Annotated in this window: 15 protein-coding genes; 8 read left to right on the top strand and 7 right to left on the bottom strand. The window is 67.5% G+C overall.

Annotated elements, in window-relative coordinates:
- Nucleotides 1-178: 178 nt before the first annotated feature.
- Together ASE70_RS11205 and ASE70_RS11200 are read left to right on the top strand one after the other, a co-directional pair.
- Nucleotides 179-2,569, top strand: a complete 2,391-nt coding sequence (locus ASE70_RS11205) for a M1 family metallopeptidase (protein ID WP_056504790.1) — start codon at nt 179-181, stop codon at nt 2,567-2,569.
- A complete protein-coding gene (locus ASE70_RS11200) occupies nt 2,566-3,042 on the top strand; it encodes a DUF6702 family protein (RefSeq protein ID WP_056394357.1) in 477 nt (158 codons plus the stop codon). Before ASE70_RS11205 ends, ASE70_RS11200 begins: the two co-directional genes overlap by 4 nt.
- A 282-nt stretch (nt 3,043-3,324) precedes the next feature.
- On the opposite strand, the gene ASE70_RS11195 is transcribed toward ASE70_RS11200, so the two are convergent.
- The gene (locus tag ASE70_RS11195; RefSeq protein ID WP_056394354.1) at nt 3,325-3,744 is read right to left on the bottom strand and encodes a hypothetical protein; all 420 of its coding nucleotides are present in this window, start codon (nt 3,742-3,744) and stop codon (nt 3,325-3,327) included.
- 68 nt (nt 3,745-3,812) lie between these two features.
- Here ASE70_RS11195 and ASE70_RS11190 point away from each other — a divergent pair, with 68 nt between their 5' ends.
- The gene (locus ASE70_RS11190) at nt 3,813-5,780 is read left to right on the top strand and encodes an energy transducer TonB (protein ID WP_056394350.1); all 1,968 of its coding nucleotides are present in this window, start codon (nt 3,813-3,815) and stop codon (nt 5,778-5,780) included.
- On the opposite strand, the gene ASE70_RS11185 is transcribed toward ASE70_RS11190, so the two are convergent.
- Together ASE70_RS11185 and ASE70_RS11180 are read right to left on the bottom strand one after the other, a co-directional pair.
- On the bottom strand, nt 5,743-7,107 hold the full coding sequence (locus ASE70_RS11185) for a sensor histidine kinase (RefSeq protein ID WP_235519835.1): 1,365 nt from the start codon (nt 7,105-7,107) through the stop codon (nt 5,743-5,745). The genes ASE70_RS11190 and ASE70_RS11185 overlap by 38 nt on opposite strands.
- Nucleotides 7,104-7,769, bottom strand: a complete 666-nt coding sequence (locus ASE70_RS11180) for a response regulator transcription factor (RefSeq protein WP_056394346.1) — start codon at nt 7,767-7,769, stop codon at nt 7,104-7,106. Before ASE70_RS11180 ends, ASE70_RS11185 begins: the two co-directional genes overlap by 4 nt.
- Before the next feature lie 236 nt (nt 7,770-8,005).
- Here ASE70_RS11180 and ASE70_RS11175 point away from each other — a divergent pair, with 236 nt between their 5' ends.
- The gene (locus ASE70_RS11175) at nt 8,006-8,629 is read left to right on the top strand and encodes a hypothetical protein (protein WP_056504785.1); all 624 of its coding nucleotides are present in this window, start codon (nt 8,006-8,008) and stop codon (nt 8,627-8,629) included.
- A gap of 150 nt (nt 8,630-8,779) precedes the next feature.
- On the opposite strand, the gene ASE70_RS11170 is transcribed toward ASE70_RS11175, so the two are convergent.
- Nucleotides 8,780-10,441, bottom strand: coding sequence for an MFS transporter (locus ASE70_RS11170; RefSeq protein WP_056504782.1), 1,662 nt, complete (start codon nt 10,439-10,441; stop codon nt 8,780-8,782).
- Between the two features lie 324 nt (nt 10,442-10,765).
- Between ASE70_RS11170 and acs the strand changes: the two genes are divergently transcribed.
- Nucleotides 10,766-12,700 (top strand): acetate--CoA ligase, encoded by a 1,935-nt coding sequence (acs, locus tag ASE70_RS11165; RefSeq protein ID WP_056504781.1) that lies wholly within the window; start codon nt 10,766-10,768, stop codon nt 12,698-12,700.
- Nucleotides 12,701-12,839: 139 nt separating this feature from the next.
- Nucleotides 12,840-13,457, top strand: a complete 618-nt coding sequence (locus tag ASE70_RS11160; protein WP_056504777.1) for a response regulator — start codon at nt 12,840-12,842, stop codon at nt 13,455-13,457.
- An 86-nt stretch (nt 13,458-13,543) separates the two neighbouring features.
- Here ASE70_RS11160 and soxR read toward each other — a convergent pair whose 3' ends face one another.
- On the bottom strand, nt 13,544-14,005 hold the full coding sequence (gene soxR, locus ASE70_RS19250; protein WP_443024872.1) for a redox-sensitive transcriptional activator SoxR: 462 nt from the start codon (nt 14,003-14,005) through the stop codon (nt 13,544-13,546).
- A 3-nt stretch (nt 14,006-14,008) separates the two neighbouring features.
- On the opposite strand from soxR, the gene ASE70_RS11155 reads away from it, so the two are divergent.
- Together ASE70_RS11155 and ASE70_RS11150 are read left to right on the top strand one after the other, a co-directional pair.
- The gene (locus ASE70_RS11155) at nt 14,009-15,094 is read left to right on the top strand and encodes an MFS transporter (RefSeq protein WP_156356184.1); all 1,086 of its coding nucleotides are present in this window, start codon (nt 14,009-14,011) and stop codon (nt 15,092-15,094) included.
- A 30-nt stretch (nt 15,095-15,124) separates the two neighbouring features.
- On the top strand, nt 15,125-15,514 hold the full coding sequence (locus tag ASE70_RS11150) for a hypothetical protein (protein ID WP_056504770.1): 390 nt from the start codon (nt 15,125-15,127) through the stop codon (nt 15,512-15,514).
- A 198-nt stretch (nt 15,515-15,712) separates the two neighbouring features.
- On the opposite strand, the gene ASE70_RS11145 is transcribed toward ASE70_RS11150, so the two are convergent.
- Nucleotides 15,713-16,138: an ACT domain-containing protein gene (locus ASE70_RS11145; RefSeq protein WP_056504765.1), complete on the bottom strand. Its 426-nt coding sequence runs from the start codon at nt 16,136-16,138 to the stop codon at nt 15,713-15,715.
- Nucleotides 16,139-16,743: 605 nt separating this feature from the next.
- Entirely contained in the window at nt 16,744-20,004 is a 3,261-nt protein-coding gene (locus tag ASE70_RS20905; RefSeq protein ID WP_056504762.1) for a hybrid sensor histidine kinase/response regulator, read from the bottom strand.
- Nucleotides 20,005-20,061: the final 57 nt, after the last annotated feature.

Genomic DNA, 20,061 nt, shown 5'->3' with positions numbered 1-20,061 from the left:
CATAGTGCGCGCACTCGTCCCTGTTTCATGCCAGACGGCACGATTGCCGCACTCGCCGGTCGACCGCAACCATCGGTGCGCCAATGTCACAGCAAGGTCGGTATTCGTACCCCGCACGGTTGACGCGCATCGTATCACGGGCAACGATCATCCGTCCGTCCGTTCGAAAGGCCACCCCTTGCCCGCCGTATCCCGTCTCGCGCTGGTCGCGCTGTTGCTCGCCTCGACGCCCGCTTTCGCCGATCCGATCCGCCAGACCAAGGGCGACTGGCAGGACAAGTTCCGCCAGCTTGAGGGGGAGGACTGGCCGACGCCGACCGATTATCGCAACGCATCGGGTGCGCCGGGCTATCGCTACTGGCAGCAAAAGGTCGATTACGACGTCAAGGTATCGCTGAACGAAGCGACGAAGGTCGTGACCGGCACCGAGACGATCCGCTATCGCAACAACTCGCCCGACGCGCTGCCCTACCTCTGGCTGCTGCTCGACCAGAACCAGTATAAGCGCAGCTCGATCGCGCAGATGTCGCAGACCGTGCCCGACGCGACGACGATCAGCATCGGTGACATCCGCCGCGCCGAAGCGATGCAGAAATGGGAAGGCGGCTTCACTATCGCGGGCGTCCGCGGGCCGGACGGACAGCCGCTCGCCCACCGCGTCACCGACACGCTGCTGCGCATCGAACTGCCGACCCCGGTCGCGGGCAATGGCGGGGAGGTCACGCTGTCGATCGACTGGTCGTTCCCGATGGCCGAGCAAAAGGTCGTCGACGGTCGCTCGGGCTATGAATGCTTCACCGGGGCCGGCGAGGACGGCAACTGCATCTTCGAAGGGGCGCAGTGGTTCCCGCGCCTCGCCGTCTATTCGGATTACGAAGGCTGGCATAACAAGGCGTTTCTCGACGCCGGCGAATTCACCCTCGAATTCGGCGATTACAAGGTCGCGTTGACCGTACCGTCCGATCACGTCGTCTCGGCGACCGGCGTGCTGCAGAACGCCGATCAGGTGCTGACCGCGACCCAGCGCCAGCGTCTGGAACAGGCGAAGTCCGCCGCCGCGCCGATGTACATCGTCACCCCCGACGAAGCCGCCGCCGCCGAACGCAACCGCGCCTCGGGCACCAAGACCTGGACCTTCGCCGCGCAGAACGTCCGCGACTTCGGCTGGGCATCGTCGCGCAAATTCGCATGGGACGCGATGAACGTGCGGCAGGATTTCGCCGCCAATCCCAACGTCATGGCAATGTCCTTCTACCCGAAGGAAGCACGTCCGCTATGGGATGCGTACTCGACCAAGGCGATCGCCCATACCATCGACGTCTATGGCAAGTTCGCCTTCCCCTACCCCTATCCGGTGGCGCAGTCGGTCAACGGGCCGGTCGGCGGCATGGAATATCCGATGATTACCTTCAACGGGCCGCGCCCGGTGAAGGACGCCAAGACCAGCCAGCTGACCTATACCGAACGCGCCAAGACCGGTCTGATCGGCGTGGTGATCCACGAAGTCGGCCACGACTGGTTCCCGATGATCGTCAACAGCGACGAACGCCAATGGACGTGGATGGACGAAGGGCTGAACACCTTCCTCCAGTTCCAGGCCGAAAAGCTGTGGGACAAGGACTTCCCGTCGCGCCGTGGCGAGCCGAAGGACATCGCCGAATATATGCTGTCGAACAATCAGGTCCCCCTGATGACGCAGTCGGATTCGGTGCTGCAATTCGGTGCCAACGGCTATGGCAAACCCGCCACCGCGCTCACCATCCTGCGCGAGACGGTGCTGGGCCGCGAGCTGTTCGATCGTGCCTTCCGCGAATATGCAACGCGCTGGCGCTTCAAGCGGCCGACACCCTATGACTTCTTCCGCACGATGGAGGAAAGCTCCGGCGTCGATCTCGACTGGTTCTGGCGCGGCTGGTTCTATTCGACCGACCATGTCGACATCGCGCTGGACAAGGTGGTCGAGGGCCGCATCGCCGGGCGCGATCTGGACGCCAATGCCCGCGAACGCCGCGCACTGCGCGATGCCGAGAACACCTCGCTGACCGTGCGCAACAATGCCGGGCAGCGCACCGTCACCGAACGCGATCCGTCGACCCGCGATTTCTACGACCAGCAGGACGACCTGGCCGTCAGCCCGCAGCAGCGCCGCGACCTTGCCGAAAAGCTCGACAAGCTGACGCCCGAGGAACGCGCCGCATTCGACGTGAAGGACAAATTCTACCGCTTCTCGTTCCGCAACCTCGGCGGGCTGGTCATGCCGATCCCGCTGAAACTGACCTTCAGCGACGGCAGCAACGCGATCGTCCGCATTCCTGCCGAAGTATGGCGCTACGATCCGAAGGCGGTGACGTGGCAATATGTTACGGCCAAGACGATCACCGGGGCGGAGGTCGATCCGCTACTCGAAATCGCCGATGCCGACCGGTCGAACAATGTCTATCGCGGTGCCATCCGCCCGGCGGTGCTGGAGATCGAGGATATCGAGGATCTGGCCAACCGCATGAAGGACTTCGACGTGCAGGTGAAACCCGGCTCGCTGCGTACCTATCCCGCGCCGGTGGCGAAATGAGGGGGGCGCTCGCGCTCCTCGCTGTCGTCGCGGTGATCGCCCCGGCACAGGCGCATCGCGGCCACGACTCGCTCAGTGTCGTGACGCTGGCCGATGGCACGGTCACCGTGTCGCACCGCTTCGAAGCGCACGACATCGAACCGGCGCTGGCAAAGATCGCGCCGAAGGCGCAGACCAGCCTCGACGATCCCGAAGCGATGGCGGCACTGCGCGCCTATATCCAGCGCCGCTTCGTCCTGATGATCGACGGAAAGCCGGTCCCGCTCACCTATGCCACCACCGACCTGTCGCACGCCGAAGTCCGCATCGACTATACCGGCCGCGCACCGCGCAAGCCGAAGTCGGTCGCAGTCCGCTCGAGCGTGTTGACCGACGTCTATCGCGGACAGGTCAATCAGGTGAACGTCCGGCAGGGTAACACGGTGAAATCGCTGACCCTGCGCGGCGCGGGCACGGGTAGTGTGACGCTGTAACCACCGCCCCCGTCACTCCCGCGAAGGCGGGAGTCCATACACGCTGACGTCGCCCCTCCTGCCCAAGCGGCAGCGTCCATGGATTCCCCGCCTGCGCGGGAATGACGATAGATCGGGCAGTACCGCGAAACCCGGCCGTACCCCCGCGCAGGCGGGGGCCCAGAGCCAGGCAGAACAACGGTTTCGTGTTCCCCCCCCCCCCCGCCAGCGCGGGGCTACGGGCAAAATGGCTCTCCCACAGCCCCCGCACACGCGGCAACGGCGAAGGGTTCGCGCAGGTCCTTACCCCTCGCATTCCACGCGCATCGCCCGCGCACTCGCCGCCGTCATCCCGCCGCGATGCATCGCGCACGCCCGCCCGTCGCCGCCGATCGCGACGCTGAACGGCAGCCCCGCCGTCTTCGCCAGCAAATCGCCACGCAGTTCGGTCAGTCGCTCCATGTCGGGCCGCCACAGTTGCTCGGCGGGCACCGCGCGCAGCATCGCGTCGGTCGCGCGCCCGCGATCGATCGGCACCACCAGCACGCGGTACGCCCCCGCACCGGCCGCGATCGCCGGCAACTGCCGCAGCTCGCCGTGGCACGGCGCGCACCAGGAGGCGACGAACAGCAGGATCGATCGCGGCGGATAGCGCGCCGGTTCGGCCGGGGCGGCTCCGGTCAGCAGCAGCGCGCCGGCGATCAAGGTCCGATATCGTCGCATTCGTCCATCCCGCCCATCGACGCTGTCACATTGGCGTGCTTTGTTGCCGGGGGACAAGGGGATGACGAATGATCGACGCGATTTTGCACGGGCTGATGGCAGTGGCACAGGCGACCGCGCCCGCCGCACCCGCCGCCCCGGCCAAACCGGCAACGCTGCAGGCACAGTTCGACGCCGCCAACGCCGCCTATGAAGCCCGCCGGTGCAGCGACGCGATCAAGCTGTACGACGCGATCGAGGCACGCACCGCCGGGTCGACGAACGCGCTGCTGGTCGGCGCGGTGAAGGTGCGCAAGGGCATCTGCGTCACCCGCAACGGCGATACGCAGGGCGGCGCGGCGCTCATCCGGCAGGGCCTGCCCGCGCTGACGAAGAACGGTGCCGAATTCACCGCCGACCTGCGCGACGCCCATCTGGCGCTCGGCACCGCCGCGTCCGATGCGTTCGACTATGACGCGGCGGCAGCGTCGTACCGCGACGCGCTGGCGCTCGCGACCGGCATCGACCGGGTCGCCCCGCTGCTCGCGCTGACGCGGACGCTCGCCTTCGACCGCGATGGCAAGGCGCTGGCCTATGCGCAGGAAGCGCGCGACCTGGCGACCAAAACGCCCGGCGTCGGCAAGGACGTGCTGGCGCTGATCCAGACGCGCTACGCCCGCGTCCTGCTGAACGAAGGCAAGAAGGCGGAAGCCTATACCGTCCTGAAGGATTCGCTGCGCAAGCAGGGCGGTCTCGACCAGCGGGTCAGTTCCTCCGAAGTCGCCACCCGCGCCGACCTCGCGCTCGCGGCGCTGCTCAACGGCGACCGGCAACAGGCGCAGGTCTACATGGCCTATACCGGTGCCGGCCGGATGAAGGACGACGCCTTCGCCGCCGCGATCGACATGAAATCCGCGCCATGCGGATCGGCGACCGGCCTCAAGCCCGACGATTTCGCGGTCGTCGAATTTTCGGTCAGCGACACCGGCACCGTCGAGGCGGTGAACCCGATCTATACCACCGGCGGGCGCGACGTCGCAGTGGCCTTTGCCCGTGCCGTGTCGGACTGGTCATGGTCGCCGACCGAATCGGTCAAGATTCCCGCCTTCTTCCGCAACGCGACCCGCATCGAACTGAAATGCTCGACCGCGGCCGACCGGCCATGGCTCGGTCAGCCATTGAGCGACGCGTTCGACGCCTGGGTCCGCACCCGGGGCCATCGGCAGGACTGGTCGGACGTCGCCCCGGCGCGCGCCTACCCGCTGGTCCGGGCAGAGGCGACCCGCGCCCGCGCCGCCGGTGACAAGGGTGCGCTGCTCGCCGCCGATGCGTGGATCGCCAATTCGTCGCTCCCGACCGAGGCGGAGCGCATGGCGGCCGCCACCGAAGCGGTCGCGCTGGCCCGGACGATGCAGGCCCCCGCGCCCGTCACCACCTTTCTCGCGCTGATCGAGATCGACGCCGATCGCAGCCAGTACGATCAGAGCGTGCGCAGGCGGACCGCGCTGCTGACCCGCCCGGAAATCAACGGCGACCCGCTGTCGGCCGCGACGATCCGGATGATGCTCGCCAACCGCTCCTACCCGCCCGCGCCGAAGGGCGAGGCCGAGCAACTGCTCGCCGCCGTCATCGCCTCGCCGCTACCGGAGAATCATCCGCTCAAGGTCGCGGCACTGCTGCGGCAGGCCGATCTGCTGGCGCAGCGTGGCGACGTGGCGCAGGCGCGAGCCGTATTCGATCGCACCGGGCTGACCAGCGACCAGTGCGCGCTGATCGCGCCCAGCCCGGTCGTGCAGCGCAGCGGCGCGATGAGCAGCCTCTACCCGACCGAAGCGGTGCAGATGGGATTCCAGGGCTGGGCGCAGGTCGAATTCGACATCGCCGCCGACGGCCGGACCATGACCCAGCGGACCATCGCCGCCTATCCGCCGTTCGTCTTCGGCGATGCCGCGCAGAAGATGGTCGGCGCGACCCGCTATCGCAGCAGCTTCCGCCCCGAAGGCAACACCGCCTGTTCGGCTAATATCCAGCGATTCCGCTTCCAGCTTCCCGGCTGAGCGGCAGGGTGACGGTGGCGATCAGCCCGCCGCCGTCCGCCTCCCCCAGCGTCAGGCCCCCGCCATAGAGCGCCGCCAGATCGCGGACGATGGCAAGGCCGAAGCCATGGCCGTCGCCGCGCTCGTCCAGCCGGACGCCGGGATCGGTCGCCCGCACCCGGTCGGCGGCGGCGATGCCGGGGCCGTCGTCACTGACGGTTAGCACCGCCATGCCCCGCTCGACCGCCGCCGACAGCCGCACGCGCGACCGGGCATGGCGCGCGGCGTTGTCGATCAGATTGCCGACCAGTTCGTCCAGATCGGCCGCATCGACCGCTACCGACAGGGCCGGCACATCCGTGCCTATGGTCAGCCCGCGATCCCGGTGCAGCGCCGCCACCACCGCCACCAACCCCTCGACCGCGGGTTGCAGCGCGGTCGCCGCCCGCCGGTCGACCGTCCCGCCGCGCGCGCGCGCCAGATGGTGCCGGATCGTCGCATCGATCCGCGCCACCTGACTTGCGCGCGCGTCATTGCCCAACTCGATCGCCAGCGTCGCCACCGGCGTCTTGAGCGCATGGGCAAGGTTCGCCGCCGACGCCCGCGCCGTCGCCAGCGCCGCTGCATTGTCGCGGACCAGCGCGTTCAGCTCGATCGCCAGCGGGCGCAATTCGTCGGGCTGATCCTCGGGCACATCCGCCGCCGCCCCGCCGCGCACCGCCGCCACCCGGTCGCGCAGCGCCCGCAGCGGTCGCAACCCCAGCCGCAACTGCACCAAGGTCGCCACCGCCAGCACGACCGCCACGATCGCCAGCGTCAGCAGCATCGGCAGCATCGCCCCGCGCAACGGCTGGTCGATCTGACGGCGCGGAACCGCCACTGCCACGCGCCCGCCATCGCCGGGCAGGTCGAGCATCAGCCCATGCACGCGCGTCGCATCGGGCAGGGTCAGGTCGAACGGCGCGCCGAATCCCGGCCCCCACCCCGGCGGCGGTCCGCGCTCCGGTCGGCCCGGCGGCCCGCGTGCCGGCACCGCATCCAGTATCGGCAGACCTACGCCGACCGTGCCGCCCGGCGTATCGATCCGCCACACCGCATCCGCGCCGATCGCCGTCGCCAGTCCCGACCGGTCGAGCAGCGCCCGGTCGATCGTCCCGTCCTCGCGCACCACCGCGCGCAACAACCGCAACCGGTCGCCCAGCCGCGCGTCGATATTGCGCGTCACGAAATGGTCGAGCACCCCGCCGATCGCGAACCCCGCCACCGGCAGCGCGACCAGCGTCGTCGCCACCGACAGCGCCAGCATCCGGCCATGGATCGAACGGGGGATCGACCGGGCCAGCCTCACGCCGCGCCCGCCGTCAGCCGGTATCCCCGCCCGCGCACCGTCTCGATCAGCGACGCGCCGATCTTCTTGCGCAGTCGCCCGATAATGACTTCGAGGCTGTTCGAATCGACATCGGCATCGCCCTCATAGACCCGTTCCATCAAATCCAGCCGTTCGATCACCGCTTCCTTCGCCAGCATCAACGCGGCCAGCACCCGATATTCGAGCGCGGTCAGCTTGATCGGCAGCCCGTCGAGCTCGAACACCCCGGTCTGCGTCTCATAGGCCAGCGGACCGCAGGTCACCCGCGTCGCGCCATGCCCCGCCGCCCGCCGCACCAGCGCGCGCAGCCGCATCATCAATTCCTCGACCCGGAATGGCTTGGTCAGGAAGTCATCGGCCCCCGCCTTGAACCCGGCGACCTTGTCCGACCATCCGTCGCGCGCGGTCAGGATCAGCACCGGCAGGTCGCGGCCACCCTCGCGCCACCCCTTCAGCACCGCCGTCCCCTCACGATCGGGCAGCCCCAGATCGAGCACCGCCACGTCATAGCGTTCGGTATCGCCCAGATGCTGCGCGTCGATCCCGCTCGCCACCAGATCGACCGCGATATGCTCCGCGCGCAGCGCCCGCGCGATGGCAGGCCCCAGATCGGGATCGTCCTCGACAAGCAGGATACGCATGATCGTTCACTCTCCTTCCCGGCGACACCCGTTCCCGCTGCGCCGGGGCTGGACGACGTCGACGACCCGTATCGAAGCAGTTGGCGCGAAAATCCTTCGACAGGCCCGACGGCACCGGCACGAACCGTACCGCCCATGCCGACCGCGCTTAAACCGAAACTGAACCGCGGGGTTCAGCGTGGCGAGGGGGCGAATCGCTAGAACGGCTTCATCGAACAACGAATGGAGCGAAACACATGGCGAAATTTTCTCTCGGCGGTCCGGGCAAGCTGGGTCTGGGCGTGGCGATCGGCCTCGCCATCGGCGCGGCGGGCGGGGCGAGCGCGGTGTCGCTGACCCGCCCGGCGGTCGAAATGGCCCCGACCATCGCCACCCCGGTCGCAAAGCTCGCCGGCGGTAACGGCGTGGTCACGGTCAAGGGCCGCGTCGCCGAAGTCTTCGGCGACCGCTTCGTGGTACAGGACGGCACCGGGCGGACGATGGTCGACGCCGGGCGCGACGCCTCGGTGACGAAGGGCGCGCCGGTGCAGGTGCAGGGCCGCTACGACAACGGTCAGCTCCGCGCCTCCTATCTGGTCGACGCGAATGGCAAGGTCAATCCGGTCGGCCCACCCCCGCCGCGTCCCGGCCACGGCCCGAAGCACGGGCCCGAGGGCGCACGCGGTCCCGGTGGTCCGGGTGGTCCCGGCGGACCGGGCGCTCCCTGTGCCCCCGGCGCAATGCCCCCGCCCCCGCCCGCCGACGGCGCAGCCCCGCCGCCGCCCCCGGCCAACGGCCAGCTCCCACCGCCCCCGGCGGCAGGCACGGCACCGACAGCAACGCCGCCGCTGCCCAACGCAACGGTCCGCCCGACCCGCTAACCCCGGTGCCCTGACCAGCTCCGGCCCCCGCCGCAAACCCCAAGCGTACCCCTGCGCAGGCGGGGGTACAGGGTCCCGGGCACAGGCGGTGGTAATGCCTGGCTCTGGCCCCCCGCCTGCGCGGGGGGCGCGCCTGCTTCAACGACTGCTCTAATCCCGGATATTCCGCCGGAACGTCTCCGGCAGGAACAGCACGCCCAGCACCAGCGTCACCACCGCCAGCACCACCGGATACCAGAGGCCGTAATAGATATCCCCCGTCGCCGCGACCATCGCGAAGGCCGTGGTCGGCAGGAACCCGCCGAACCAGCCATTGCCGATATGATAGGGCAGCGACATCGACGTATAGCGGATGCGGCTGGGGAACAGTTCGACCAGCAACGCCGCGATCGGGCCATAGACCATGGTCACCAGCAGCACCATGAACCACAGGATCAGGATCACCAGCGGCTTGTCGATCGCCGCCGGATCGGCCTTTGCCGGATAGCCGGCCTCCGCCAGCGCCGCTGCGACCTCGCCCTGATAAGCGGTGATCGCCGCCGCCCGCGCCGGCCCGGTCACCTCCGCCGGATTGGGGGCGACCAGCATCCGGTTGCCTACTGCCACGCTGGCGATCGTGCCCGCCGGTGCCTCGACATTGGTGTAGCTGATGCCGTTCTTCGCCAGATAGGATTTGGCGATATCGCAGCTTTTCGCGTCGAACTTGTTGCGGCCGATCGGATCGAACTGCACCGAACAATCATCGTCATGCGCGGTGACGCGCACCGGCGACGCCGCCTGCGCCGCCGCCAGTGCCGGATTGGCGGCGTTGGTCAGCGCCCCGAACAGCGGGAAATAGGTCAGCGCCGCCAGCGCGCAGCCCGCCATGATGATCCATTTCCGCCCGATCTTGTCCGACAGCCAGCCGAAGAACACGAAGAACGGTGTCCCCAGCGCCAGCGAGATCGCCAGCAGCACGTTCACCGTCGCGCCGTCGACCTTCATCATCTTTTCGAGGAAGAACAGGACATAGAATTGCCCGGTGTACCACACCACCGCCTGCCCCATCGCCGCGCCGAACAGCGCGATCAGCACCAGCTTCAGGTTCGGCCAGCGCAGGAACGCCTCGGTCAGCGGGGCCTTCGACGTCTTGCCCTCTTCCTTCATCTTCAGGAACACCGGGCTTTCCGACAATTGCAACCGGATCCACATCGATACGGCCAGCAGCAGGATCGACACGAGGAACGGCAACCGCCACCCGAACCCGCCGAACGTCTCCTCGCCCAGCAATGTCCGGAACCCGATCACGACCAGCAGCGCCGCGAACAGCCCCATCGTCGCCGTCGTCTGGATAAAGCTGGTGTAGAGCCCCCGCTTCCCGTCGGGCGCGTGCTCCGCGACATAGGTCGCCGCGCCGCCATATTCGCCGCCCAGCGCCAACCCCTGAAGGATGCGCAGCGCGACGAGGATCACCGGTGCCGCGACACCGATACTGGCATAGGAGGGCAGCAGGCCGACCGCGAAGGTCGACAGGCCCATGATCCCCATCGTCACCAGAAACGTGTTCTTGCGCCCGACCAGATCGCCGATCCGCCCGAACACCAGCGCCCCGAACGGCCGCACCGCGAAACCGGCGGCAAAGGCGCCGAGCGCAAGAATGAACCCCGTCGTCTCGTTCACGCCCGAGAAGAACTGTTTGGAGATGTACGTCGCCAGCAACCCGTACAGGTAGAAATCATACCATTCGAACACGGTGCCCAGCGACGACGCGGCGATCACCAGCTTCTCGTTCTGGCCCTTGGGGGTCGCCCCGGCCGTCCTTGTTCCCGCCATGGCGGCATCCTCTCTTTTGCCCGACCGTTGTCCGATCCACGCGTTTCACTCCCCTCCCTGACAAAGGAGGGGCTGGGGGTGGGTAGGCCCGTTGTAGCGCGCCCACCCCTCCCTCGCGGGCCCACCCGCCCCCGCCCCTCCCTTATCCAAGGAGGGGAGTAAGGAGGAAACCAACCCGGTGCCGGGGCGCGATCGTTCGCCGCATCTCCCTGCCGCGCCAGTGTCATCTGCACGGGCCATGGCGGCCAGTACGACCTTGGTCGTAGCGGTATACGGGTTGACGCCCGCCCCCTCGACCACGGATCAAGGGCATAGGAGAGAGACATGACCCAGACGATTCACCCCGCCCCGCACGACGATGCCGCGCGCGTGGACGCGACCGAGTACGAAGCGCGCTACGCCGCGTCGGTCGCCGATCCCGAAAGCTATTGGCGCGAGGGCGGCACCTGCATCGACTGGTCGCGGCCCTATACCGAGGTCAAAGACACCTCGTTCGACGAAGCCGATTTCCGCATCCGCTGGTTCGCCGATGGTCAGACCAACGTCTCGGTCAACTGCCTCGACCGCCACCTGGAGAAGCGCGGCGATCAGACCGCGATCATCTGGGAAGGCGACGAACCGGGCGAGACCCGCAACGTCACCTACCGCGAACTCCACCAACAGGTCTGCTGCTTCGCCAATGTGCTAAAGGCCAGGGGCGTGAAGAAGGGCGACCGCGTCACCCTGTATCTGCCGATGATGGCCGAAGCGGCGGCGGCGATGCTCGCCTGCACCCGCATCGGCGCGATCCATTCGATCGTGTTCGGCGGTTTCAGCCCCGACAGCCTCGCCAACCGCATCGTCGATTGCGACAGCAAGCTGGTCATCACCGCCGACGAAGGCTGTCGCGGCGGCAAGCGCATCCCGCTGAAGGCCAATGTCGACAAGGCACTGGCCAACGCCCCCGGCGTCGAGACCGTCATCGTCATTCGCCGCAGCGGTGCCGACGTACCGATGGTCGAGGGCCGCGATGTCTGGCTACACGACCTCCTCGCCGACGCCTCGTCCGACTGCCCGGCCGAACCGATGGACGCCGAAGACCCGCTGTTCATCCTTTATACCAGCGGCTCGACCGGCAAGCCCAAGGGCGTGCTGCACACCACCGGCGGCTATCTGGTCTGGGCGCACACGACCTTTCGCGACGTGTTCGACTATCGCGACGGCGAGGTGTTCTGGTGCACCGCCGATATTGGCTGGGTCACCGGGCACAGCTATGTCGTCTATGGCCCGCTATCGAACGGCGCGACCACCGTCATGTTCGACGGCGTGCCCAACTATCCCGACCATGGCCGCTTCTGGGAAACGATCGACCGGCTGGGCGTCAACATCTTCTACACCGCCCCCACCGCGATCCGCGCGCTGATGCGCGAGGGCGACAGCTGGGTCACCAAATCCAGCCGCCAGTCGCTGCGCCTGCTCGGCAGCGTCGGCGAACCGATCAATCCGGAGGCATGGGACTGGTATCACCGCGTCGTCGGCGACCGCCGCTGCCCGATCGTCGATACCTGGTGGCAGACCGAGACCGGCGGCATCCTCATCTCGCCGCTCCCCTACGCCACCGACCTGAAACCCGGCAGCGCGACCAAACCGCTGCCCGGCGTGCAGCCGGTGATCGTCGATGCCGAGGGCAAGGTGCTCGACGGTGCAGCGCAAGGCAATCTGTGCATCGCCGATAGCTGGCCCGGACAGATGCGGACGGTGTGGGGCGATCACGACCGCTTCTTCCAGACCTATTTCACCACCTATCCCGGCAAATACTTCACCGGCGACGGCGTGCGCCGCGATGACGACGGCTATTACTGGATCACCGGCCGGGTCGACGACGTCATCAACGTCAGCGGCCACCGCATGGGCACCGCCGAAGTCGAAAGCGCGCTGGTCGCCCACCCCAAGGTCGCCGAAGCCGCCGTCGTAGGCATGCCCCATGATATCAAGGGGCAGGGCATCTACGCCTATGTGACCCTGAACGCCGGCGAGGAACCCTCCGACGAGCTGCGCGCCGAACTGCGGAGCTGGGTCCGGCAGGAAATCGGTCCCGTCGCCACCCCCGATGCATTGCAATTCGCGCCCGGCCTGCCGAAAACCCGCTCGGGCAAGATCATGCGCCGCATCCTGCGCAAGATCGCCGAGAACGACACGTCGAACCTCGGCGACACCTCGACGCTCGCCGATCCGAGCGTGGTCGACACGCTGGTCAGCGAACGCATTCGCCCGGCGTGAGCATTTAGCAGCGAGCATCGCCCTCACCCTTCCCACCGGCTCACGCCGGCGGGCCCCTTCCCTCTCCCGGCGGGAGAGGGAGGGAGCGGCGAAGTCGCGGAAGGGTGAGGGTGACGGCACGACGACCGGAAAGGATGCAATGACGACCATCCTCATCGCCGACGACCACCCGCTGTTCCGGCAAGCCCTGACCCTTGCCGTCACCCAGGTCCGCCCGCAAGCCCGCATCCTCGAAGCCGGCTCGCTCGACCGCGCGGTACAGGCGGTCCGCGAAGCAACCGACCTCGTCCTCATCCTGCTCGACCTCAACATGCCCGGCGCGGTCGGCTATAGCGGCGTGGCGCTGCTCCATGCCGAGGCACCCGACGTCCCCATCCTCGTCATCTCCGGCGCGGACCGCGCCGCCGCCTATGCGCAGGTCGCCCGCTTCGGCGCGGTCGGCTTCGTCGGCAAGGACGCCCCGCTCGACCATATCGAGTCCGCCATCGCCGCCGCCCTGTCCAGCGAGCGCATGACCCCCGACACCGCGCCCGAGGACGACATCGCCGCCCGCGTCGCCGCCCTCACCCCCACCCAGCTGCGCGTCCTGCTCGGCGTCCTCGCCGGCCGCCTCAACAAACAGATCGCCCACGACCTCGGCATCGCCGAAGCCACGGTCAAGGTCCACATGACCGCCGTCCTGCGCAAGCTCGACGTCGGCAACCGCACGCAGGCGGCAGTTGCGGCGCGCGCGCTGGGGCTGGAGGTCGCGGGGTAGGGTTGGTGGACGGGTTCTCGAAGACGATGGTGAAACGGGAATTTTTGAACGTTCTCGAAAGACAGTTTTGAGAACGGCGCCCATTGTTACCGTGCAACGGCTGTTTGCATCATGTGGAGGGGACCTGATCCTTCTCCAGCCAATCGGTCTTCGGGATTGCGCAACGGACAGTCATTAACGGACAGGCAGCCACAACCGATACACGTTTCGAGTTGATCCCTGAGCTGCGTTAATAGAGCGATGCGTCCGTCCAGATCCGATCGCCAATCATCCGCGAGGGCGACCCAGCCTTTTTTGCAGGAAGGCATAGCAAGAAGCCGCGCCTTTATTTCCGACAGAGGTATGCCGACCGTTTGCGCTACCTTGATGATGGCAATGCGACGCAGCGTTGCGCGGTGATAGCGACGTTGATTGCCTGCCGTTCGCCAGCCCTCGATCAAACCTTGCCGTTCCCAGAAATGCACGGCGGACACAGATACGCCACTACGGCGGGCTAGTTCCCCAACGGTAAGAATGCTCGACGGCGCTGCTATACGCATCTGATTCATCTGTTGACCTCAACCATGGTTGAGGTTTTATGGACGTCGGCAGACACCAGCACAACTGGAGATGCCGTGCTTCCCGACACCACCAAAACCCACGTCGCGCGAAATGCGGATGGATGGTTCGATCTCGTCTCGGAAGGTCGGCGAGCCATCCTGACATTACTGTTATTGGGCTGCTGGGTCGTTGCGGTGGACTCGCTTGTGGTCGCCACTATTTTGCCGAGCGTTGGAGCCTCGCTCGGTGGCTTTGCGTGGTTCGGCGCGGCATCGGCGATATTTCTGACGGGGCTTGTCGTTGCCGCGGCCTCATCGAGTTGGCTGGCTGATCGCGTCGGGTTGAGAACCGCCATGCTCTTGGCGGGGCTTGGTTTTGCGGCCGGATGCGGGATCAGCGCTGCGGGCGACCGGATGGCGTGGTTCGTCGCCGGACGCGCCGTCCAACGCTGTGCTGCCGGATGGGTAAGCGGTTTGATCTATATATCCGTTGCGACATACTTCCCCGGCCGTCACCTGCCGCGCGTCCTAGGTCTTTGCTCGACCGTCTGGGCTATCGCCTCATTAGCAGGGCCACTGCTGGGTGGGCTGTTTGCCGATTCAGGATTGTGGCGCGGCGTGTTCTGGCTGTTTGCCGGGCAAGGTGGCGTATTCGCTATAGTCAGCTACCTCCTGCTACCGGAATCCGATGGGCGGCGCGGGCGACCCAACCATGGCGGTTTTCCGGGCCGGTCCCTGGCGCTGCTTGCAGCGAGTATCGGCGCACTTTCTATTGCAAGCGCGATCATCGAACGGCCCAGCGCGATTTCGCTGGCAGTTGTCGGAGCGGCGCTCCTCGTTGCCACTGTCCGCATCGACCGCCGGCAGTCCGGAGGGGTGATCCCTAGACAGGCGGTCGACCCGGTGTTCCCTTTGGGATCGACCTACTTGGTATATTTCTTCGCCATGGCTGCCGGCACGGCGTTCGCGCTCTATGTGCCGATGCTACTCCAGCAGCACTTCGGCCTCAGTTCCCTCGAAGCCGGCTACATCGTCGCGATCGAGGCACTGACGTGGACCGTCGCCGCGTTGGCGTTTGCCGGCATCCGCGAACGGTAGCAAACTTGGTTGATCGTAATCGGTCCGTCGATGATCCTCGCGGGCACGATACTTAATATGATTTCGCTGCACCGTGGCGGCCTGACGTCGATCGCATTGGGTGGAGCCGCTCTCGGCGCAGGGTGCGGGCTGTGCTTCCCTTTCATTGGACAACGCATAATCGGCGCGTTTGACGATGCCGATCGTCGACGCGGATCGTCTGCGATCAGCGCAGCGCGCAACGCCGGTGGAGCATTTGGTGCCGCGATAGCCGGGATCGCCGCCAACATCGCTGGTTCTGGCAACGGCATGACCGACACGCATGTGGTGGTCGTCATCAGCGGGGCGCTCGGAAGCAGTATCCCACTTGCCATCGGCGCACTTTTCTTCGCTTGTCGCACAGCCCTTTATCGTCCCGAGCGGGTTTTCAAGTGTCCGTGACCGACCCACGCTCGGCAGGTGCGGGTTCCTCTCCTCTTCTTTACCTCTCCAACACGTAGGCGGTCTTGCACAATCCCGGTTCGCCGTTCCCGATTGGGAACGGCAGCAAGACAGGCGGAGCTTTCCATTGGGACGAATTTCGAAAAAAGCTGCAACTATGGCCCACCCGCGCCAACGAGGCACGGGCGGGCTTACCAGTTATTGTTCGGGGAAACTGGCGCGGCGCTGAACCTCGCGAAGAATTTCGACAGCCCTTGCCGCCATCGGTTCCGGGACGAACACGTTGTCGTGATAATAGGCCGCAACCATGTTGCAGGGGATGCCTTCATCCGCGAGGGCGGTCGCAACGCCAGCAGTTAGGCCCACACCATCAAGCGCCGAGAACACCTCCAATACGATCCACGACATTGGCATAGATAGGTCGAAACTATGCAATGTCGCATCGTCTTCGGCGAGTACCAACGCAGTGCCTTCCTCCTCCCGGAAGGTAGCTAGGCTCCGGTCTGACAGAGCGGTCAGAACTGCCTTGTCATTGGTCGTACAGAAGAAATATCTGCCGTTTTTAAGCGCCGGTTTCATACCTGCGAGCATAGCTTGCCGCTCGCGCACAAGATCGTGTGTCATCTATCACCCTGAACATTTGAATTAGCCGAGACTGACCCAGCCTGACGGATCAGGCTGGGCGGCTTATTTGATGATCGTTGGCGCGGCGATAGGTCACGGCGCTCATATATCTACACCGATGATCGGCCGCCACCCCGGTTCGCTGTTCCCGATTGGGAAGCTGCGGCGAGAATCCGGCCGCACCAATCGCGTCGACAGACGCCTGCGAGTGTCGTTTTCCCGAAATCTGTTCCCGATTCAAAATTCCCGAAACCACCATGCCACCATGCCACCATGGCGAAACGGGAACGACGGGAACCGCAAGAGTACCGATTTACGTCGCCATGCACCGCTGCGCAGATGGCGACCGTCACCCATCCTCCCGTCCCTTTCCTACAGCCGCATCCTCTGCCACCCTCACATCCGGCTCTTTCTCTCCGCTGCAACCCATCGCGCGCCACGCCACCAAAGCGCGACACGGTGCAAAGCGTGGCGAGTGTGACGTTCGTGACCTTTGGCGGTTTTCCGTGGGGTTTCAGGCCCCGCCGCAGGCAAAGCCCGCGTCGTCGGACGGCGCTTTTCGCGCCGCCGGCCGGCCGCGCCTAGTTCGGCTCGGCCTAGCTTCGCTACGCCTTGCCCGGCGCGGCCAGCCACGCGTCGAACGCCTCCCCTGACAACGGCTTCAGCAGCACCGCCACCCCCGCCGCCCAGGCCTGCTCGGCCAGCGTCCGGCTGGCATCGGCCGTCACCAGCGCCGCCCGCAATCCCGGCACCTCCGCCCGCAACATCGCGATCAGCGCCAGCCCGTCGACCGCCCCGCCCAGATCATGGTCGACGAACGCCACCGCCACACCCTCCGCTTGCGCCAGCGCCTCCTCGACCGTAACCGCCACCCGCACGCCATGCCCCCGGCTGGTGGCCAGCGCCGCCATCCCCCGCCGCACCCCGGCATCGTCGTCGACGATCAGGCATTCGATCGGCCGCACCGCCTGCGCCACCGCCCGCACCGGCGCGGTTGCCACCGCACCCGCCGCCATCGGCAGCGTCACCGCAAAGCGGCTCCCCCGCCCCATCCGGCTGTCGAGCGTCACCGCCGCCCCCAGCAACGCCGCGGTCCGCGCGACGATGGCAAGGCCCAGCCCCAGCCCGGCATCCTCGGCATTGGCCAGCCGCTCGAACTCGCGGAACACGCGCGCCCGGTCGCTCTGCGCGATCCCCGGTCCGCTATCGACGACCTCGATCCGCACCATGTCACCACGCCGCCGCACCCCGATCACCACGCCGCCCCGCGCCGTATAGCGCACCGCATTGCCCAGCAGATTCTGTACGATCGAACGCAGCAGCACCGGGTCGGTCTCGACCACCGCATCGCCCGGCCCCAGCCGCAGCGTCAGCCCCTTGGCCCCGGCCTGATCGACAAAGCCGTCGACCAGCTCGCCCAGCAACCCGTGCACCGCAAACCGCGTCGGCACCGGCACGATCCCGCCGGCATCCAGCTTCGATATGTCGAGCAGCGCGCGCAGCAACTGGTCCGCCGCCGCGATCGACTGGTCGATCCGCTCGACCAGCGGCCTCGCCCGATCGTCCGCGCCGCGCGCCAGCGCCGCGGTGAACAGCCGCGCGGCATGGAGCGGCTGCAACAGGTCGTGGCTGGCGGCGGCGAGGAACCGCGTCTTGTCGGCGGTCGCCCGCGCCAGCGCCGCGTTGGCATGGGTCAGCGCCCGTGTCCGCTCCGCGACCCGCGCTTCCAGCTCGGCCCGCGCCGTCTCCACCGCGCGCAGTGCCTGCGCCTCGGCGGTGATGTCCGAAAAGCACATGACATAGCCGCCGCCCGGCATCGGCCCGCCGATGGTCTTGAGCACCCGGCCGTCGTCGCGCACCCGTTCGAAACTGTGCCGCGTGCCGCGCCGCATATGCGCCAGCCGCCGGGCGACATGGTCGTCGACCTCGCCGGGGCCACAGTCGCCGCGCACGGCATTGAACGCGATCGCATCGGCGATCGGCGCACCGATCCGGATCATGCCCGGCGGAAAACCGAACAGGTCGAGATAGCGCTGATTCCACGCGACGAGGTTCAGTTCGGCATCGACCACGCTGACGCCCGGATCGATATGTTCCAGCGTCGCCGCCAGCAGCCGCTTGGAGAATTGCAGGCTCTGCCCGCTTTCATCCAGCATCCGCGCGACGTCTTCGGCCCGCAACGCCGCGCCCGACAGCGCCGATGCGATCAGCCGCCGCGACGACGACACCCCGACCACCTGCGCCACCAGCCGTTCGGCACGGCGCGCGGCGCGGGCGTCGACATGGCTGCCCTCGCCCAGTTCGGCCACCGCCCGCTCCTCGCCCACGAAGCGCGCGACCAGCCGGGTCAGTTCACCCAGATCGCGTACCGGCGGCACCCGCTCGTCACGGGCGAAGGGCAGGCGCGGTGCCCGCGACAACGCGACGATGGCATGGACGATCACGTTCGCCGCCAGCGTCGCCACCGCCGCCGCCGACAGCGGCCCCAGTCCCGGCACCCCCGACACCGGCAACGGCGCGCCGGTCAGCGTCGGGAAGAACAGCAGGACCGTCCAACCGATCAGCCCGGTCGTCAGCCCCGCCTTCGCCGCCAGCGGATCGCGACCGCCGCGCGCGATCGCCAGCAGCAGCGCCGGCGCGAACTGCGCCATCGCCGCGAACGCGACCAGCCCGATCGCGGCCAGCCCGCGGGTCAGCGGGATCAGCAGCGCACAGGCGGTCGCCACGCCGATGATCCCGGCGATCACCCCCCGCCGCACCCATGCCAAGTTCCGCCCGAGATGCTCGGCGGCGGCAAGGCGCGGGCTGCGCAGCAGCAGCGGCGCGATCAGGTCGTTCGACACCATCGTTGCCAGCGCCACCGTCTCGACCACGACCATCGCCGTCGCCGCCGAAAACCCGCCCAGAAAACCGAGCAGCGCCACCGCCGGCACCTCCGCCGCCAGCGGCATCGCGATGACCAGCAGATCGGGGCGCGCCATCCCGCCCTGCACCAGCGCCGCCAGCGTGATCGGCAGCACCAGCAACGCGGTCAGCATCAAATAGGCGGCGAACGGCCAGCGCGCCCGCCAAGGATCGACCGGTTCGGTCGCGGCGACCACCGTCACCTGGAACTGGCGCGGCAGACACAGCATCGCCGCCGCGGCCAGCAGCGTCGCGACGACGAAATCGGCGACGTCGGGCGCGCGTGCGAACCCCGCCGACAGCCGTGCCAGTCCCGCGCTCCGCACCTCGGGTGCCGCCTTCGCGACCAGCAGCACCGCGAACAATGCCACCCCGGCGAACGCCGCCAGCTTGACCACCGATTCGATCGCGACCGCCGCCAGCAGCCCCGATTCGGCGCGCGGCTCGGCATCGCCGCGTGGTCCGAACGCGATGGCGAAGCCCGCCAGCACGAGTGCGGTGACGACGACCGGCCGCGTGACGTCCGCCATTCCCGCCAGCGCGGCATAGCTGGTCGCGACCGACCGCAATTGCAGCGCGACATAGGGAATGGTGCCGGTCAGCGCGATCAGCGTGACCAGCGCCGCCACCCCCCGGCTGCGCGAGAAGCGCGATCCGATGAAGTCGGCGATCGACGTCGCGCCATCGGCCTGCACCGCGCCGACCATCCGCACCAGCAACCGCCCGCCCACCACAAAGATCAGGATCGGCCCCAGATAGATCGGCAGATACGCCCAGCCATCGGCGACGGCGCTGCCGACCGCGCCATTGAACGTCCAGCTGCTGCAATAGACCGCCAGCCCCAGCGTATAGACCAACCGCCGGTCGCGCGGCGTCCATCCGCGCCGGCGCGCGGCCCATGCCACCGCGAACAGCGATGCGGCATATCCGATCGCGACCGCGAACAGCAGCAATCCGTTCATGCCGACCCTCCCGCCTGGCGTCCTACGCGTAGAGGCCGGTCCGGCAAAGCCGGATCG

Source organism: Sphingomonas sp. Leaf22 (genome assembly GCF_001421715.1).
Classification (GTDB): Bacteria; Pseudomonadota; Alphaproteobacteria; order Sphingomonadales; family Sphingomonadaceae; genus Sphingomonas.
The sequence above is the reverse complement of the archived record's forward strand: the minus strand, read 5'-3'. Positions and strand labels throughout refer to the sequence as shown.

Bases quoted from the DNA above. Each gene is read 5' to 3' on its own strand.
- ASE70_RS11200 (WP_056394357.1), top strand. From the start codon at position 2,566: ATGAGGGGGGCGCTCGCGCTCCTCGCTGTCGTCGCGGTGATCGCCCCG.
- ASE70_RS20905 (WP_056504762.1), bottom strand. From the start codon at position 20,004: ATGAACGGATTGCTGCTGTTCGCGGTCGCGATCGGATATGCCGCATCG.
- soxR (WP_443024872.1), bottom strand. From the start codon at position 14,005: ATGAATCAGATGCGTATAGCAGCGCCGTCGAGCATTCTTACCGTTGGG.
- ASE70_RS11195 (WP_056394354.1), bottom strand. From the start codon at position 3,744: ATGCGACGATATCGGACCTTGATCGCCGGCGCGCTGCTGCTGACCGGA.
- ASE70_RS11160 (WP_056504777.1), top strand. From the start codon at position 12,840: ATGACGACCATCCTCATCGCCGACGACCACCCGCTGTTCCGGCAAGCC.
- ASE70_RS11180 (WP_056394346.1), bottom strand. From the start codon at position 7,769: ATGCGTATCCTGCTTGTCGAGGACGATCCCGATCTGGGGCCTGCCATC.
- ASE70_RS11145 (WP_056504765.1), bottom strand. From the start codon at position 16,138: ATGACACACGATCTTGTGCGCGAGCGGCAAGCTATGCTCGCAGGTATG.
- ASE70_RS11170 (WP_056504782.1), bottom strand. From the start codon at position 10,441: ATGGCGGGAACAAGGACGGCCGGGGCGACCCCCAAGGGCCAGAACGAG.
- ASE70_RS11150 (WP_056504770.1), top strand. From the start codon at position 15,125: ATGATCCTCGCGGGCACGATACTTAATATGATTTCGCTGCACCGTGGC.
- ASE70_RS11175 (WP_056504785.1), top strand. From the start codon at position 8,006: ATGGCGAAATTTTCTCTCGGCGGTCCGGGCAAGCTGGGTCTGGGCGTG.
- ASE70_RS11190 (WP_056394350.1), top strand. From the start codon at position 3,813: ATGATCGACGCGATTTTGCACGGGCTGATGGCAGTGGCACAGGCGACC.
- acs (WP_056504781.1), top strand. From the start codon at position 10,766: ATGACCCAGACGATTCACCCCGCCCCGCACGACGATGCCGCGCGCGTG.